The organism is Bradyrhizobium sp. 35, assembly GCF_023073215.1.
GTDB lineage: Bacteria > Pseudomonadota > Alphaproteobacteria > Rhizobiales > Xanthobacteraceae > Bradyrhizobium > Bradyrhizobium canariense_D.
In genome coordinates this window covers 32,694-47,505 of sequence record NZ_JADPJC010000074.1, presented here as the reverse complement: position 1 = coordinate 47,505, position 14,812 = coordinate 32,694, and the positions used below count along the sequence as shown (strand labels likewise).

The following is a 14,812-nucleotide window of genomic DNA, read 5'->3' as shown; positions in this document are numbered from 1 at the left end:
GACCGATTTGTGCCAATACTAGTGGCGCTTGCGCGCGGTGCGGCCTTCGAGCGCGACGATTGGCCGCCTGGCGGCGACACGCGGTGACGCAACTTTGGGCAGTTTCATAGCCGACTTCGGCAGTTTCTCGGCGATGCCGAGCATGTCTTCACGCCGCGTCATCTCGCGCCAGACGTCCTCGGGGCGCACGCCGGCCGAGGCCCAGAGCACGGTCAGATTGTAGAGTAGATCTGCGCTTTCCCGGATCACGGCTTCGCTATCGCCGTTGACCGCGTCGATGACGACCTCGATGGCCTCTTCAGCCAGCTTCTTCGCCATTTTTGACGGGCCGCGCTGAAACAGCCGCGCTGTGCGCGATGTTGCCGGATCAAGGTCCCTGGCCGCGAGCACAGCCAGATATAGCCGCTCAAGCGAATCACTCATGTACGCGACGCTACTCTAAACCCATGGCCAGCGCGTTAACGCGCGATAGTAGAGCCCAAAAAGGGGCCGCCGCGGCAAGCACGACGGCCCGTTTGTGGTCAACCTTTTGTTGTGGCCAAAACTAGTAGCAGTTGGTGCGGTGGCCCTGGCCGCAGAGCTCCGACGGAGCCGTGCCGCCGTAACGCTGATACTGGTAGTTCGGGCCGGGTCCGTAATACGGGCCGTCGCCGTAATAGGCAGGGCCGCTGTAATAGGCGGGGCCGCCATAATAGGGGCCATCGTCATAGGCGTAGGCGTTGCGGGTCGCGGCGATCGCAAGACCGGTGCCGACGATGCCGGCAAACGCTGCAGCAGCCGCCGCGCCACCGCCGCCACCATGCCAATGACGGCCGCCCGCGTAGGAAGCGGTCGGGGTTATTGCGGTCAGCGCCAGCACCGCGGCGGTAGCGAGAACGGCCTTACGGCCGGCAAATCCTGAAAATCTGTCAAACATGTCCTGGACCCTCCTTGGGACCTCGAATGGTGCCTGATGACAGGCTCGTGTCTCTCAAACACCCGCATCCCATGTTGGGTTCCCCAACCCCAACACAAGCTGAACGGGGTTGCGTGATCGTGACGCAACCGCCGCTCATCCGCCGTTCATGTTGGCGCGAACAAGCTTGTCGCCAGCCGGCGCTCCGAGCGTCACCAAGCCATAACAACACCGGACCGGCGCGACTGATGTTCGAATTCACGACAATTGCTCTTCGCGGTCTGCTGGCCGCTGCAATCTCGCTTGCGGTGCTGACTGCGCGCGATGCTACCGCGGCCGAGACCGTCGTGCCCTCCATTGCGATCCACTTCACCTTCGACCGCCCGATCGATGCGAGCATGGCGCCGTTCTTTCTTGCCGCCAAGGACGGCAGCTTCGGCGCCGAACGTCTCAACGTCTCCTTCAGCAGCGCGGCCGGATCGCCGGAGGCGCTTGCGCGCGTCGCCAAGGGCAACAGCGAGCTCGCGCTCGTCGACATCAACGAGCTGATCCGCTTCCGCGACAAGGATGCGACCCCGGTCAAGGCGGTATTCGTGCTGTTCAACCGCGCGCCCTACGCGATCGTCTCCCGCAGGAGCCGCGGCATCCACCTCCTGCCCGACCTGGACGGCAAAACCGTCGGCGTTGCCGATAGCGATCTGTCGATGCGGCTGTGGCCGGCGCTGGCGCAGCAGAACGGCATCGACACGGCTCACGTGAAATTCCACAAGATCAGCGCCGCGGTGCGCGAGCCGATCCTCTCCGCGGGACAGGTCGATGCCGTCGCCGGCTTCAGCTATCTCTCGGCAGTGAACCTGCGCGACCGCGGCGTGCCAGGCGGCGATCTCGTCGCGCTTCGCTATGCCGATTATGGTTGCGAGGCCTATGGCTTTGCCGTCGTGGTCAACCCGGCTTTCGCCGCGGCCAAGCCGGACACCGTGAAGGGATTCGTCCGCGCATTGATCGCCGGCATCAACGCGACCGTCAAGGACCCGGCGCGTGCGGCGGACGAAGCCGCGAGCCGCATCGACGGCGGCGATCGCGATCTTGAGCTGGAGCGGCTGCGCACCGTCCTCGTCGACAACATCCTGACGGACGAGGTCCGTCGCAACGGCCTCGGCGACATCGACCCGGCGCGCATGGATCGCGCGATCGACCAGATCGGGCAGGATTTCAAATTCCGCAACCGGCCGGCGGCGGGCGACATCTTCGACAGCGGGTTCTTGCCGCCAGTTGCAGGGCGGTTGATCAACTGAGCAAAACCGACAGCTTCCGCTATATCTCACGGGCGATCCCTGATTAGAGTATGCGCTCACTCCGTTCCAGCCGCCCGAGCTCCTCGCCCATGCCCATTCTCCGCCTCTACACCCGCGTTCTCGAGCTGCTCGGTAAGGAGGCACGGCTGGGCTGGCTGCTTGCGGTCGTCAATCTCCTGCTTGCGGGCTCGCAATTCGCCGAACCGGTGCTGTTCGGCCGGATCGTCGATGTGCTCTCCGGCAAGACGGTCGCAGGCTCCAACTCGGCCTGGCCGTTCCTGGTTGCATGGGTCGCGTTCGGACTGTTCACCATCGTCTGCAGCGCGGTCGTAGCGTTGCAGGCCGACCGGCTCTCCCACCGCCAGCGGCAGGCGGTCCTGACGGACTATTTCGAGCACATCCTGCAGCTGCCTCTGACCTTCCATTCGGGCACCCATTCGGGCCGGTTGATGAAGGTGATGCTGAACGGCACAGATGCGCTGTGGCGGTTATGGGTCGGCTTCTTTCGAGAGCATTTTGCCGCGATCCTCTCGGTCGTGGTGCTGCTGCCGCTATCGCTCTACCTGAACTGGCGGCTTGCAATCCTGCTGTTCGTGCTCTGCATCGTCTTCACCGCGCTGACCACCTTCGTGGTGCGCAGAACCTTCGGCATGCAGATGGAGGTGGAGGAGCACTACAGCGAGCTCTCCGCGCGCGCGTCCGACGCCCTTGGCAACGTCGCGCTGGTGCAGAGTTTCGTCCGCGTCGAATCCGAGGTGAAGGGCCTGCGCTCCGTCGCCGACGAGTTGCTAGCGGCGCAAATGCCGGTGCTGTCGTGGTGGGCACTCGTCACCGTCATCACGCGCGCCTCCACCACGATCACCGTGCTCGCGATCTTCACTTTCGGCATCGCGCTGCACGACCAGGGGCTGACCTCTGTCGGCGAGATCGTCATGTTCGTGAGCTTCGCGACGCTTCTGATCCAGAAGCTGGAGCAGGTCGTGAGCTTCATCAACAACGTGTTCATGGAAGCCCCGCGCCTGCGCGAGTTCTTCAACGTGCTCGATGCGGTTCCTGCGGTGCACGACCGGCACGACGCGATCGATGCGGGTCGGCTCTCCGGCCTCGTCGAATTCAACGACGTCACCTTCTCCTATGACGGCAAGCGGCCGGCGGTCGAGGACCTCTCCTTCACCGCGCTTCCCAGCCAGACCATCGCACTGGTCGGCGCGACGGGCGCCGGCAAGTCGACGGCGATTGCGCTGCTGCATCGCGCCTTCGATCCGCAGTCCGGCTTCATCAGGATCGACGGCATGGACGTGCGCGGGGTGACGCTGACATCGCTGCGGCGGAACATCGGCGTGGTCTTTCAGGAGGCGCTGCTGTTCAACCGCTCGATCGCGGAGAATTTGCGCGTCGGCAAGCCGGACGCCACCGAGGCCGAGATGCGCAAGGCGGCGGAGCGCGCGCAGGCGCTCGAATTCATCGAGCGCAGCGGCGGCTTCGAGACCAATGCCGGCGAGCGGGGCCGGATGCTGTCGGGTGGTGAGCGCCAGCGGCTGTCGATCGCACGTGCACTGCTGAAGGATCCGCCGATCCTGATCCTGGACGAGGCGACGAGCGCACTCGACGCCGTCACCGAGGCCAAGGTGAATACCGCTCTCGACGAAGTGATGAAGGGCCGCACCACCTTCGTGATCGCCCACCGTCTCTCCACCATCCGCAATGCCACGCGTATCCTGGTGTTCGAGAACGGGCGCGTGATCGAAAGCGGAACTTTCGATGAACTCGTGGCCAAAGGCGGCCATTTCGCCGACCTCGCCAGGGCTCAATTCATGGTTCAGGAGAACGCACGGGCCAGCGTGACAGCGGCTGAGGCTGCCGCGACGGCCGCCAAGTCGCCTTAACAAGCCGCCTTGGCAAGTCCCCATCGTATCGTCGAAATTCGGCCCATTTCATTGCGGAATACCCGGCTGATGCCCCTATTCCCGACGCACCAGCCGGTATAGGTTTGCGGCGCCGCAAGCGGCGGCGCTGGATTTCAGAACCGAACATCAGATCACGAGAGCCGACCGGAACCGGCGGGTCTCCAAGGACCGGAATCGGATAGTGCACGCTCTTCGCCCGCTGCTTCGTCAATCCCTGTTCAACCTGTTCGCCGCGGCACTCGCGTGTGCCGCGTTGCTCGCGCCGCGCGCGGCGAGCGCCGAAGCGCTGCTCCTGATCGAGGCCGATAGCGGCAAGGTGCTGCAGGCGGAGAACGCGACCATTCCCTGGTATCCGGCTTCCGTCACCAAGATCATGACCGCCTATGTGACGCTGAAGGCGGTCAAGGACGGCAAGCTCACACTCGACACACTGCTCACGGTTTCGCCGACGGCAGCCTCGCAGTCGCCCTCGAAGATGGGCTTTCGCCCGGGAACGCAGCTTACCGTCGACAACGCGCTCAAGATGATGATGGTGAAATCGGCGAACGACATGGCCGTCGTGCTCGCCGAAGGCGTTGGCGGTTCGATCGATGGTTTCTCGGCGCTGATGAACGACACGGCGCAGAAGCTCGGCATGACGCAGACGAGCTACGTCAATCCGAACGGCCTGCCCGCCGACGGACAGATCACCTCCGCGCGGGATCTTGGCATTCTCGCGCGCTCGTTCCTGCGCGACCTGCCCGAGTACGAGTACTTCGTGCACATTCCGGCAATCCGCTTCGGCAAGCGCGTCACCGGCAATTTCAACAAGCTGATCGGCCGCTATCCCGGCGCCGACGGTTTCAAGACCGGCTTCATCTGCGCCTCCGGCTACAATCTCGTCGCGTCGGCCACCCGCAACGGCCGCCGGCTGATCGCCGTCGTGCTGGGCGCCAACTCCGGGACCGCGCGCGCGGTGAAGGCGGCGCAGCTGCTGGAGCGCGGCTTCTCGCAAGATAATCTCACCTGGCTCCGCCCCTCGCTCGGCACCGTTGACAAGCTGGTCCCGGTCGACGCCTCGCCGCCGAACCTGCGTGACGACATGTGCGGCGGCCATCGCAAGCGGCCGGCCAGCGACGATGACGACGCGCTGATCGCGGCCAATGGCGGCACGTCCGGGTCCGCCTCGGCCACCGGCGGCGAAGCCCAAGTCACCTTCTTCACGGCCGGGCTTCAGCCGCCTCTGATGAAGGCCTCCGAGCTGATGGCCTCGGCCCCGGCGGCGGCCGAGCCCGTGCTGGTGTATACCGGTCCGACCCGCACCGGGACCGCCCTGATCGCGGCGGTCGCGGCCGATGCCGACCAGCAGGCCACGCCAAAGCCGCGTGGCAAGAAGTCGCGCGTCGCCAAAAAGCCCGACGCGGCAGACAAGCCGAAGGATGCCAAGACGGCGGCGGCGAAGCCCGATGCCAAGACGGCGGCGGCCGCAAAGCCGGCCGACGGCAAGTCCGCAGCTAAGCCGGCCGGTACCAAGCATGCCGCAGCCAAGCCCGATGCGGTGGCAAAGCCTGCGGTGAGCGGCGAGGCGGCCAAGCCCGCCAAGCCCAAGGCCGCGACCAAGCCCGCCAAGCCCGCCAACAACAGTTAACAGCCGACGCGAGGCGAGACCGCGCCGCACTTCGCAGTTGCGGCAGCGCCATTTGCAAGGATTCCGGTAGCCACTCCCTGACGTTTGTCCTAAGCCTCGACCGCTTGCCACCCGTTCCGGCAGGCTCGATACTGACGGCAACGAGGCAAGCCCGAGACACAACGGGCTCTGGTCAATGAGGGGAGTTTCCATGGAGCGCATCTGGCTTAAGCAATATCCGCCCGGCGTCCCCGCCGATATCGAGCCGACGCAATATTCATCGCTGGTCGACCTCCTGGAGGAGAGCTTCGCCAAGTTCGCCGACCGCAAGGCGTTCATCTGCATGGACAAGTCGATCAGCTATCGCGACCTCGACCAGATGTCGCTGGCGATGGCGTCCTATCTGCAAGGGCGCGGCCTGCAACGCGGCGCCCGCGTCGCGATCATGATGCCGAACGTGCTGCAATATCCGGTCGCGACCGCAGCCGTGCTGCGCGCCGGTTTCGCGGTGGTCAATGTCAATCCGCTCTACACGCCGCGCGAGCTCGAGCACCAGCTCAAGGATTCCGGCGCCGAAGCCATCATCGTGCTCGAGAACTTCGCCCACACCGTCGAGCAGGTGATCGCCAAGACGCAAGTCAAGCACGTCATCGTCGGCAGCATGGGCGACCTGCTCGGCTTCAAGGGAGTGATCGTCAATCTGGTCGTCCGCCGCGTCAAGAAGATGGTGCCGGCATGGTCGCTGCCGGGCGCGGTGTCCTTCAACGACGCGATCTCCGCCGGCCGCTCTCTGGCCTTCAACAAGCCGAAGCTGTCACCCGGCGACGTCGCCTTCCTGCAATATACCGGCGGCACCACCGGCGTGTCCAAGGGCGCCACCCTGCTTCATCGCAACATCGTCGCCAACGTCCTGCAGAACGACGCCTGGCTGCAGCCGGCGATGGCCGCGCCGCCGCATGTCGATCAACTCATGGTCGTTTGCGCGCTGCCGCTCTATCACATCTTCGCGCTGACAGCCTGCTACCTTCTCGCGGTGCGCGCCGGCGGCTGCAATCTCCTGATCCCCAATCCGCGCGACATCCCGGGCTTCATCAAGGAATTGGCGAAGTACCAGGTCAACAACTTCCCTGCCGTGAACACGCTCTACAACGGCCTGATGCATCATCCCGACTTCAAAAAGCTCGACTTCTCCAAGCTGAAGATCTCGAACGGTGGCGGCATGGCGGTGCAGCGCCCCGTCGCCGAGCAGTGGAAGGCCATCACGGGCTGCTCCATCGCCGAAGGCTACGGCCTGTCGGAGACATCTCCGACGCTGACCTGCAACACCACGACCAATCCGGAGTTCAACGGCACTATCGGCATCCCCGTGCCCTCGACCTGGATCTCGATCCGCGACGACGACGGCAACGAGATGCCGCTCGGCCAGCCCGGCGAGATCTGCGCCAAGGGCCCGCAGGTGATGTCGGGCTACTGGAACAGGCCGGAGGAGACGGCCAAGGTGATGACCGCGGACGGCTATTTCCGCACCGGCGACATCGGCATCATGGACGAGAAGGGCTACACCAAGATCGTGGACCGCAAGAAGGACATGATCCTGGTCTCCGGCTTCAACGTCTATCCGAACGAGATCGAGGAAGTGATCGCGAGCAACCCCGGGGTGCTCGAATGCGCCGTCATCGGCATTCCCGATTCCAAGTCGGGGGAGGCGGTGAAGGCGTTCGTGGTCAAGAAGGACCCGAACCTCACGGCGGAGGCCCTGGTCAAGTTCTGCCAGGAGCAGCTGACGGGCTACAAGGTGCCCAAGCACATCGAATTCCGCACCGACCTGCCGAAGACCAATGTCGGCAAGATCCTGCGGCGGCAGCTGCGCGACGAGAAGAAGGCGGAGGCGGCGTAAGCGCCTCTTTCGTTCATGACCGACGACGGCAACATCAGTCCGGCCGGCATCCTCGCCTTCTGGCGCGAGGCCGGCCGCGATGCCTGGTACGAGCGCAACGACGCATTCGACGCGGAGATCAGGCGCCGCTTTCTCGCGCTGTGGCAGAAGGCGGTCGCCGGCGAACTCTCGTCATGGGAGGCGACCGATGAGGGCGCACTCGCGCTCGTCATCGTGCTCGACCAGTTTCCGCGCAACATGTTTCGCGGCACGTCGCAGGCCTTTGCCAGCGATGCGCTGGCGCGCGACGTCGCCCGCCGCGCCATTGCGCGGGGCGCAGATCAAAGGATCGATCCGGTCCTGCTCGAATTCCTCTATTTGCCCTTCATGCATTCCGAGCACCTGCCCGACCAATTGCACTGCGTCGCGCTGTTTCAAAACACCGACAATGCCGAAAATCTGAAATACGCGCGTGAGCACGCCGACATCATCCGGCGGTTTGGCCGCTTCCCCCACCGCAACCATCTGCTCGGCCGCGACACCACCCCGGACGAGCAGGCCTTCCTCGACGGCGGCGGGTTCGCCGGCTGATGACATAACGGTGAAGGGTCCCGCCCTCACCGCCTGCCCTACCGGCAACATTGTGCAGCGCCGCCGCACGGTCTAAAAAGCGGGACCGATTTTCAGGGAGACTGACGATGGCGATCCAGACTGGCGACAAACTGCCCGAGGCGAAATTCCGCGTGATGACGGCCGAAGGCCCGCAGGTGAAGACCACCGACGACATCTTCAAGGGCAAGAAAGTGGCGCTGTTCGCGGTGCCCGGCGCCTATACGGGCACCTGCCACAAGATGCATCTGCCGAGCATTTTCCTCAACGCCTACGCCCTGAAGGACAAGGGCGTCGACACCATCGCCATCGTCTCCGTCAACGACGCCTTCGTCATGAACGCCTGGAAGCGCGATACCGACCAACGCGACGAGGCCATCTTCCTCGCCGACGGCAATGCCGACTTCACCAAGGCGATCGGCATGGAGCTCGACGCCTCCGGCAACGGTCTCGGCATCCGCTCCAAGCGCTATTCGATGCTGGTCGAGGACGGCGTGGTCAAGAAGCTGAACCTCGAGGCGATGCCCGGCAAGGTCGAGGTGTCCGGCGGCGATACGCTGCTCGGGCAGCTGTAAGCTTTAGACGCCGCTTTCAGCCACAAACGACTCTGTCATGCCCCGCGAAAGCGGGGCATTCAGTATTCCAGAGCAGTTGTTGTTGAATCGAGAGGCCGCTGCGTACTGGATCGCCCGGTCAAGCCGGGCGATGACGGCGGAGCATGAGGAAGGAGCGCCGACCGCGCGCCTACTCCGCCAGCCTCTGCTGCAACCGCGCCTTCACGATCCCGTCGCGCGCGAGCTGGTCGGCGCGTTCGTTCTCGGGATGGCCTGCGTGACCTTTGACCCAGTGCCACCGCACGTCATGGGCCTTCAGCGCGGCATCCAGGCGCTGCCATAGCTCGACATTCTTCACCGGCTTCTTGTCGGCGGTGCGCCAGCCGTTGCGCTTCCAGCCGTGGATCCAGCCGGTAATGCCCTGACGGACATATTGGCTGTCGGTATAGAGATCGACCGTGCACGGCTTCTTCAGCGCTTCCAACGCGGAGATCGCCGCCATCAATTCCATCTGGTTATTGGTGGTGTGGCGCTCACCACCGTTCAGTTCTTTTTCCTTGTCGCCGAACTTCAGGATCGCGCCCCAGCCGCCGGGCCCCGGATTTCCCGAGCAGGCGCCGTCGGTGTAGATCGTGACAATCGGAAGCTCGCTCACGCCACCAGCCCCGACGGCATCAGCCCGTAGTCGCGCACGCTGGAAACGCTCTGGTGGAAGCGCAGCTTGCGGACATATTCCAGCGGATCCTTCGGCCGAACCAGCGCGCCGGGCGGAACGTTGAGCCAGTCGACCAGCCGCGTCAGCAGGAAGCGCATCGCAGCGCCGCGCGCGAGCAGCGGCAGCGCTGCCTCTTCCGGCTCGGACAGCTTTCGCACGCGGCCATAGGCATTGAGGAAGGCCCGCGCCTTGGTGACGTTGAAGGAATGATCCGGCTCGAAGCACCAGGCGTTGAGGCAGATCGCGACATCATAGGCGAGCCAGTCATTGCAGGCGAAAGTGAAGTCGATGATCCCTGACAACTTGTCGCCGAGAAAGAAGACGTTGTCGTTGAAGAGGTCGGCGTGGATCACGCCTTCGGGCAGAAGCGTCGGCCAGACCCCGCTCTCGAGGTAGTCGAGCTCTTGGCTCAGGAACGCGCGCAGGCCGGGCTGCACCTCGTCGGCCCGGTGTGATGCGGCATCGAACAGCGGCCGCCAGCCCGGGACCGACAGCGCGTTCGCACGCCTGATCGCGAAATTCGCGCCGGCCAGATGCATCCTGGCGAGCCCCTCGCCAACGCCGGCGCAATGGACCGCGTTCGGCTTGCGCGGCCAGACGCCTTCGAGAAAGGTGATGATCGCGGCCGACCGGCCCGACAGCTCGCGCAACGCCTCGCCGTCCGTTCCCTTCACCGGCAGCGGGCAGTTGACGCCGTGCTCGGCAAGATGCGTCATCAGCGCGAGGAAGAACGGCAGATCGTTCTTCGCCACGCGCTTCTCATAGAGCGTGAGGATGAACGACCCCTTGGTCGTATGCAGCAGGAAGTTGGAATTTTCGACGCCCTCGGCGATGCCCTTGTAGGAGAGCAACTCGCCGAGATCGTATTGGTTGAGGAAGTCCGCAAGCTCGTCGGCGGCAACGTCGGTGTAGACCGCCATGAACGTCTACTCGGCGGCGGCTTCGGGGCGCACCTGGCGCGGCAGCGGGAAGAACTCGTTCTCTTCCGCGGCCGAGACCGTCTCCACATGCAGCGTGAAGCGCTCGGCGAACGCGTCCATGATCTCCTCGACGATCACTTCCGGTGCCGAGGCACCCGCGGTGATGCCGAGGCTGGTGATGTTCTCGAACCGCTTCCAGTCGATTTCGGTGGCGCGCTGCGCCAGCACGGCGATCGGGCAACCCTCGCGTTCGGCGACTTCGCGCAGGCGCTGCGAGTTCGACGAGTTCGGCGCACCGACCACGATCAGGGCGTCGACCACCGGCGCCACCTTCTTCACCGCGAGCTGGCGGTTGGTGGTGGCGTAGCAGATGTCTTCCTTGTGCGGCCCGTTGATGTTCGGGAAGCGTTCCTTCAGGAGCGCCACGATCTCCGCGGTGTCGTCGATCGACAACGTGGTCTGGGTCACGAAGGCGAGGTTGTTCGGGTCCTTCGGGGCGATGGTCTTGGCGTCCTCGGCAGTCTCGATCAGGGTCACGGCGCCGGTCGGGAGCTGGCCGAGCGTGCCCACCACCTCCGGATGATGGGAATGCCCGATCAGGAAGATCTCGCGGCCGCGCTTGAAATGGATCGCGGCCTCGCGGTGCACCTTGGTGACCAGGGGGCAGGTCGCATCCAGCGAGAACAAATTGCGGGAGGTGGCGTCGGCCGGGACCGATTTCGGCACGCCATGGGCCGAGAACACCACCGGCGCGGTGGTGTTTTCCGGGATCTCGGCGAGTTCCTCGACGAAGATCGCGCCCTTCTTCTTCAACCCATCGACGACGTATTTATTGTGCACAATCTCGTGGCGAACATAGACGGGGGCGCCGTATTTATCGAGCGCCCGTTCCACGGTGTCGATCGCCCGGACCACCCCGGCGCAGAAGCCACGGGGAGAACAAAGCACGATCTTGAGGTCTGGTTTGGCTGACATTGAGCGATCTCGGGACCGAATCACCTCGCCAAATGGGCGGGAAGCGGTCGATGGATGAACAGGGCTTGGGTACGGTCTTACAGAGACTTCAGAGGGAATTGGGCCCCCTTTCGGGCGCTGTCAAGGCACTATCTATAGCAGAACCATTGCGTGGCTAGCCCCTCCGGGCTTATATAGCGCGAATTCCCAGTCATCGCTGATGACCACCGGTTTCGCCTCCAAAGGGGTGGGCGAAGCACAAAGGAGATTTGCCATGAGCAACGCACCTCTGATGCCCAAGGCGACCGCCGTCTGGCTGCTCGACAATACCGCGCTGACCTTCGATCAGGTCGCCGATTTCACCAAAATGCACCCCCTCGAGGTGCGCGCGATCGCCGATGGCGACGCCGCCCAGGGCATCAAGGGCATGGATCCCCTTTCCAATGGCCAGCTGACCCGCGAGGAAATCGAGAAGGGCGAGAACAACCCGGACTACCGGCTCCGCCTCCAGGAGAGCAAGGTGGTGCTGCCGCCGCAGCCCAAGCGCAAGGGCCCGCGCTACACCCCGGTCTCGCGCCGCCACGAACGCCCGAGCGCCATCCTCTGGCTGCTGCGCAACCATCCCGAGCTCAAGGACGCCCAGATCATGCGCCTGGTCGGCACGACCAAGAGTACGATCGCGAGTGTCCGCGATCGCACCCACTGGAACACCTCCCAGCTGACGCCGATCGATCCCGTCACCCTCGGCCTCTGCTCGCAGATCGAGCTCGATTTCGAGGTCGCGCGCGCGGCGAAGGAAAAGCCGATCGACGCAGCCTATGGCGGCGCCACTTTGCTGCCGGCCTCAGAAACCACCAAGAAGGACGAGTACGAACCCGCGGAGAGGTCCAGCGACGATCTCAACGTCGATGCTGTGTTCGCCAAGCTGAAGACGCTCGGCGGCAAGAAGCAGGACCAGGAGGAGGAGTAATCCTTCCACTTCAGTCGTCATCGAATGCAAACGCGGCGGGGAAACTCGCCGCGTTTCTAGTCTGACGCAAGAAGCTTCAGCAACCTCGTCATTGCGAGCGCAGCGGCGCAGCGCAGCCTTTATGGCCGGTCCGGATGGTTCAGCATGTATTCGCCGAGGTCGCGCTGGCGGCGGTCGGCGCGGGTGGTCGCGGAACTGCGCTGGACGTCGCGGTCCTTGCGGCACGCCACGTATTCGGGCGATCCGGCCGCATAGCCGCGGCTCTGGCAGACCGCGTCGTCATCATCGCCGCCCATCGCCACCGGCGTCTGGTAGCGCGCGGAGCAGGCGGAGAGAATGAGGCCCGCAAATGCAATCGCTAGAAACGGCTTCGAATTCATGGCAGGCCCTTCATCCTCATGGTGAGGAGCCCGCGCAGCGGGCGTCTCGAACCATGCAGGCCAAGCTGCCGCAGCGGGGCCTTTCATCCTTCGAGACGCGCGCCAGGTCCTCAGGATGAGGATTGAGCGGAAAAATGCGGCCTATTCAAGCCCCATTGCAAACCTCACACCCGCCCCTTCAGCGCATCGCCGATCTCGTCCAGCACCTTGGGGTCCTCGATCGTCGCCGGCATGGTCCAAGCTTCACCATCTGCGATCTTCTTGATCGTGCCGCGCAAGATCTTTCCGGATCGCGTCTTGGGCAGGCGGCCGACGGTGATGGCGAGCTTGAACGCGGCAACGGGACCGAGCTTGTCGCGCACCAGCGCGACGATCTCCTTCTCGATCTCGGCCGGGGCCCGTTTCACACCCGCCTTGAGCACCAGGAAGCCGCAGGGCACCTCGCCCTTGATCGCGTCCTTGACGCCGAGCACGGCGCATTCAGCGACATCGGGATGCGAAGCCAGGATCTCCTCCATGCCGCCGGTGGAGAGCCGATGGCCGGCGACGTTGATGATGTCGTCGGTGCGGCCCATGACGAAGACATAGCCGTCGTCGTCCTTGTAGCCGGCATCCGACGTTTTGTAGTAGCCGGGGAATTCGGTGAGATAGGCTTCCTTGAACCGTTCGTCCTGATTCCACAGCGTCGGCAGACAGCCCGGCGGCATCGGAAGCTTGATGACGATCGAACCCATGGTGTTCGGACCGACCGGCTTTGCCGCTTCGTCGACCACGTCGACCTGATAGCCCGGCATCGGCACCGTCGGCGACCCGTGCTTCACCGGCAGCTGACCTAAGCCAACCGGATTGCCGGCGATGCACCAGCCGGTTTCGGTCTGCCACCAATGGTCGATCACAGGCACTTTCAACTGCTGCTCCGCCCATTCCACCGTCGGCGGATCGGCGCGCTCGCCGGCCAGGAACAGCGTGCGGAACGTCGAGAGGTCGTATTGCCGGATGAATTTTCCTTCCGGATCTTCTTTCCGGATCGCGCGGAACGCGGTCGGCGCAGTAAAGAAGGCGACGGCCTTGTGCTCGCTGATCACGCGCCAGAACGCGCCGGCATCGGGCGTGCCGACCGGCTTGCCCTCATACATGATCGAGGTCGCGCCATGCAGCAGCGGGCCGTAGACGATGTAGCTGTGGCCGACCACCCAGCCGATGTCGGAGCCGCACCACCAGACCTCGCCCGGCTTGACGCCATAAAGGTTGAACATGGACCATTTCACCGCGACGAGATGGCCGCCATTGTCGCGCACGACACCCTTGGGAATGCCGGTCGTGCCTGACGTATAGAGGATGTAGAGCGGATCGGTAGCGGCGACGGGCACACAAGGCGCCTTCTTGCCGTCGTTCATCGCCTTGCGGCGCAGGCCCGCCCAATCATAGTCGCGGCCGGGCGTGAGGGCGCAGACGAGCTGCGGACGTTGCAGCACGATGCAGGCCTTCGGCTTTGCCCCCGCAAGCCTGATCGCCTCGTCGAGCAGCGGCTTGTACTGCACGATCCGGCCGGGCTCGATGCCGCAACTCGCCGACAGAATCAACTTTGGCTGCGCATCGTCGATGCGGGTGGCGAGCTCTTTCGCGGCAAAGCCACCGAACACCACGGAGTGCACCGCGCCAATGCGCGCGCAGGCGAGCATCGCGACGACGGCCTCGGGGACCATCGGCATATACAGGATGACGCGATCGCCCTTGGCGACACCAAAATCCTGCATGATGGCGGCAAGCGCCTGCACTTCGGCCAGCAGTTCGGCGTAGGTGAATTTGGTGACGCTATTTGCCAGCGGCGAATCATGGATCAGCGCGACCTGGTCGGCGCGGCCGCGTTCGACCTGACGGTCAAGCGCGTTGTAGCAGGTGTTGACGACGCCACCGCTGAACCAGCGGCCGTAGACGCCTTGCGAGGGATCGAAGATCTTTTTCGGTGGCTCGATCCAGTCGATCTCCTTGGCCACCTCGGCCCAAAAGCCCTTGGGGTCAGCCAGCGAGCGCGCATAAACCTCGTGATAGAGACTTTTCCCGTCGATGTTTCCTCGGACGTTCATTCCCGCGCTCCCGTTCCCTTATTCGCCTGGCCTTGACCTTGTTG

General features: G+C 64.3%; 14 protein-coding genes. 7 read left to right on the top strand and 7 right to left on the bottom strand.

What is annotated here, in order from left to right; all coding sequences use genetic code 11:
* Positions 1–18 precede the first annotated feature (18 nt).
* Complete coding sequence (hisE, locus tag IVB36_RS15755; RefSeq protein ID WP_007597487.1) at positions 19–423, bottom strand: phosphoribosyl-ATP diphosphatase; 405 nt, start codon at positions 421–423, stop codon at positions 19–21.
* A 121-nt stretch (positions 424–544) separates the two neighbouring features.
* Complete coding sequence (locus tag IVB36_RS15750; RefSeq protein ID WP_018453145.1) at positions 545–916, bottom strand: hypothetical protein; 372 nt, start codon at positions 914–916, stop codon at positions 545–547.
* Between the two features lie 227 nt (positions 917–1,143).
* Here IVB36_RS15750 and IVB36_RS15745 point away from each other — a divergent pair, with 227 nt between their 5' ends.
* From IVB36_RS15745 to IVB36_RS15720, 6 genes are all read left to right on the top strand, one after another.
* The gene (locus tag IVB36_RS15745) at positions 1,144–2,190 is read left to right on the top strand and encodes an ABC transporter substrate-binding protein (protein WP_247392099.1); all 1,047 of its coding nucleotides are present in this window, start codon (positions 1,144–1,146) and stop codon (positions 2,188–2,190) included.
* An 89-nt stretch (positions 2,191–2,279) separates the two neighbouring features.
* The gene (locus tag IVB36_RS15740) at positions 2,280–4,076 is read left to right on the top strand and encodes a glucan ABC transporter ATP-binding protein/ permease (protein WP_018453143.1); all 1,797 of its coding nucleotides are present in this window, start codon (positions 2,280–2,282) and stop codon (positions 4,074–4,076) included.
* 202 nt (positions 4,077–4,278) lie between these two features.
* Positions 4,279–5,724, top strand: coding sequence for a D-alanyl-D-alanine carboxypeptidase family protein (locus tag IVB36_RS15735; protein WP_085361117.1), 1,446 nt, complete (start codon positions 4,279–4,281; stop codon positions 5,722–5,724).
* Between the two features lie 190 nt (positions 5,725–5,914).
* Positions 5,915–7,600: a long-chain fatty acid--CoA ligase gene (locus tag IVB36_RS15730; protein ID WP_018453141.1), complete on the top strand. Its 1,686-nt coding sequence runs from the start codon at positions 5,915–5,917 to the stop codon at positions 7,598–7,600.
* A 15-nt stretch (positions 7,601–7,615) separates the two neighbouring features.
* The gene (locus IVB36_RS15725; protein WP_018453140.1) at positions 7,616–8,170 is read left to right on the top strand and encodes a DUF924 family protein; all 555 of its coding nucleotides are present in this window, start codon (positions 7,616–7,618) and stop codon (positions 8,168–8,170) included.
* A 107-nt stretch (positions 8,171–8,277) separates the two neighbouring features.
* Positions 8,278–8,763 (top strand): peroxiredoxin, encoded by a 486-nt coding sequence (locus IVB36_RS15720; RefSeq protein WP_018453139.1) that lies wholly within the window; start codon positions 8,278–8,280, stop codon positions 8,761–8,763.
* A 169-nt stretch (positions 8,764–8,932) separates the two neighbouring features.
* Here IVB36_RS15720 and rnhA read toward each other — a convergent pair whose 3' ends face one another.
* From rnhA to ispH, 3 genes are read right to left on the bottom strand one after another with little or no spacing between them, the layout of a single operon-like run.
* Complete coding sequence (gene rnhA, locus IVB36_RS15715) at positions 8,933–9,397, bottom strand: ribonuclease HI (protein WP_018453138.1); 465 nt, start codon at positions 9,395–9,397, stop codon at positions 8,933–8,935.
* Entirely contained in the window at positions 9,394–10,377 is a 984-nt protein-coding gene (locus tag IVB36_RS15710; protein WP_018453137.1) for a homoserine kinase, read from the bottom strand. The genes rnhA and IVB36_RS15710 overlap by 4 nt, the downstream gene beginning before the upstream one ends.
* Positions 10,378–10,383: 6 nt before the next feature.
* Entirely contained in the window at positions 10,384–11,352 is a 969-nt protein-coding gene (gene ispH, locus IVB36_RS15705; protein WP_007597506.1) for a 4-hydroxy-3-methylbut-2-enyl diphosphate reductase, read from the bottom strand.
* A 253-nt stretch (positions 11,353–11,605) separates the two neighbouring features.
* On the opposite strand from ispH, the gene IVB36_RS15700 reads away from it, so the two are divergent.
* Complete coding sequence (locus IVB36_RS15700) at positions 11,606–12,301, top strand: cell cycle transcriptional regulator TrcR (protein WP_007597507.1); 696 nt, start codon at positions 11,606–11,608, stop codon at positions 12,299–12,301.
* 119 nt (positions 12,302–12,420) lie between these two features.
* Here the strand turns inward: IVB36_RS15700 and IVB36_RS15695 are convergent, their stop codons facing one another.
* Both IVB36_RS15695 and IVB36_RS15690 read right to left on the bottom strand, forming a co-directional pair.
* Entirely contained in the window at positions 12,421–12,681 is a 261-nt protein-coding gene (locus IVB36_RS15695) for a hypothetical protein (protein WP_018453135.1), read from the bottom strand.
* Between the two features lie 164 nt (positions 12,682–12,845).
* Positions 12,846–14,768, bottom strand: a complete 1,923-nt coding sequence (locus tag IVB36_RS15690; protein ID WP_018453134.1) for a propionyl-CoA synthetase — start codon at positions 14,766–14,768, stop codon at positions 12,846–12,848.
* Positions 14,769–14,812: the final 44 nt, after the last annotated feature.

Excerpts from the sequence above, each read along its gene's own strand:
- hisE (WP_007597487.1), bottom strand. The coding sequence starts at position 423 with ATGAGTGATTCGCTTGAGCGGCTATATCTGGCTGTGCTCGCGGCCAGG.
- IVB36_RS15750 (WP_018453145.1), bottom strand. The coding sequence starts at position 916 with ATGTTTGACAGATTTTCAGGATTTGCCGGCCGTAAGGCCGTTCTCGCT.
- IVB36_RS15745 (WP_247392099.1), top strand. The coding sequence starts at position 1,144 with ATGTTCGAATTCACGACAATTGCTCTTCGCGGTCTGCTGGCCGCTGCA.
- IVB36_RS15740 (WP_018453143.1), top strand. The coding sequence starts at position 2,280 with ATGCCCATTCTCCGCCTCTACACCCGCGTTCTCGAGCTGCTCGGTAAG.
- IVB36_RS15730 (WP_018453141.1), top strand. The coding sequence starts at position 5,915 with ATGGAGCGCATCTGGCTTAAGCAATATCCGCCCGGCGTCCCCGCCGAT.
- IVB36_RS15725 (WP_018453140.1), top strand. The coding sequence starts at position 7,616 with ATGACCGACGACGGCAACATCAGTCCGGCCGGCATCCTCGCCTTCTGG.
- IVB36_RS15720 (WP_018453139.1), top strand. The coding sequence starts at position 8,278 with ATGGCGATCCAGACTGGCGACAAACTGCCCGAGGCGAAATTCCGCGTG.
- IVB36_RS15710 (WP_018453137.1), bottom strand. The coding sequence starts at position 10,377 with ATGGCGGTCTACACCGACGTTGCCGCCGACGAGCTTGCGGACTTCCTC.
- ispH (WP_007597506.1), bottom strand. The coding sequence starts at position 11,352 with ATGTCAGCCAAACCAGACCTCAAGATCGTGCTTTGTTCTCCCCGTGGC.
- IVB36_RS15700 (WP_007597507.1), top strand. The coding sequence starts at position 11,606 with ATGAGCAACGCACCTCTGATGCCCAAGGCGACCGCCGTCTGGCTGCTC.
- IVB36_RS15695 (WP_018453135.1), bottom strand. The coding sequence starts at position 12,681 with ATGAATTCGAAGCCGTTTCTAGCGATTGCATTTGCGGGCCTCATTCTC.
- IVB36_RS15690 (WP_018453134.1), bottom strand. The coding sequence starts at position 14,768 with ATGAACGTCCGAGGAAACATCGACGGGAAAAGTCTCTATCACGAGGTT.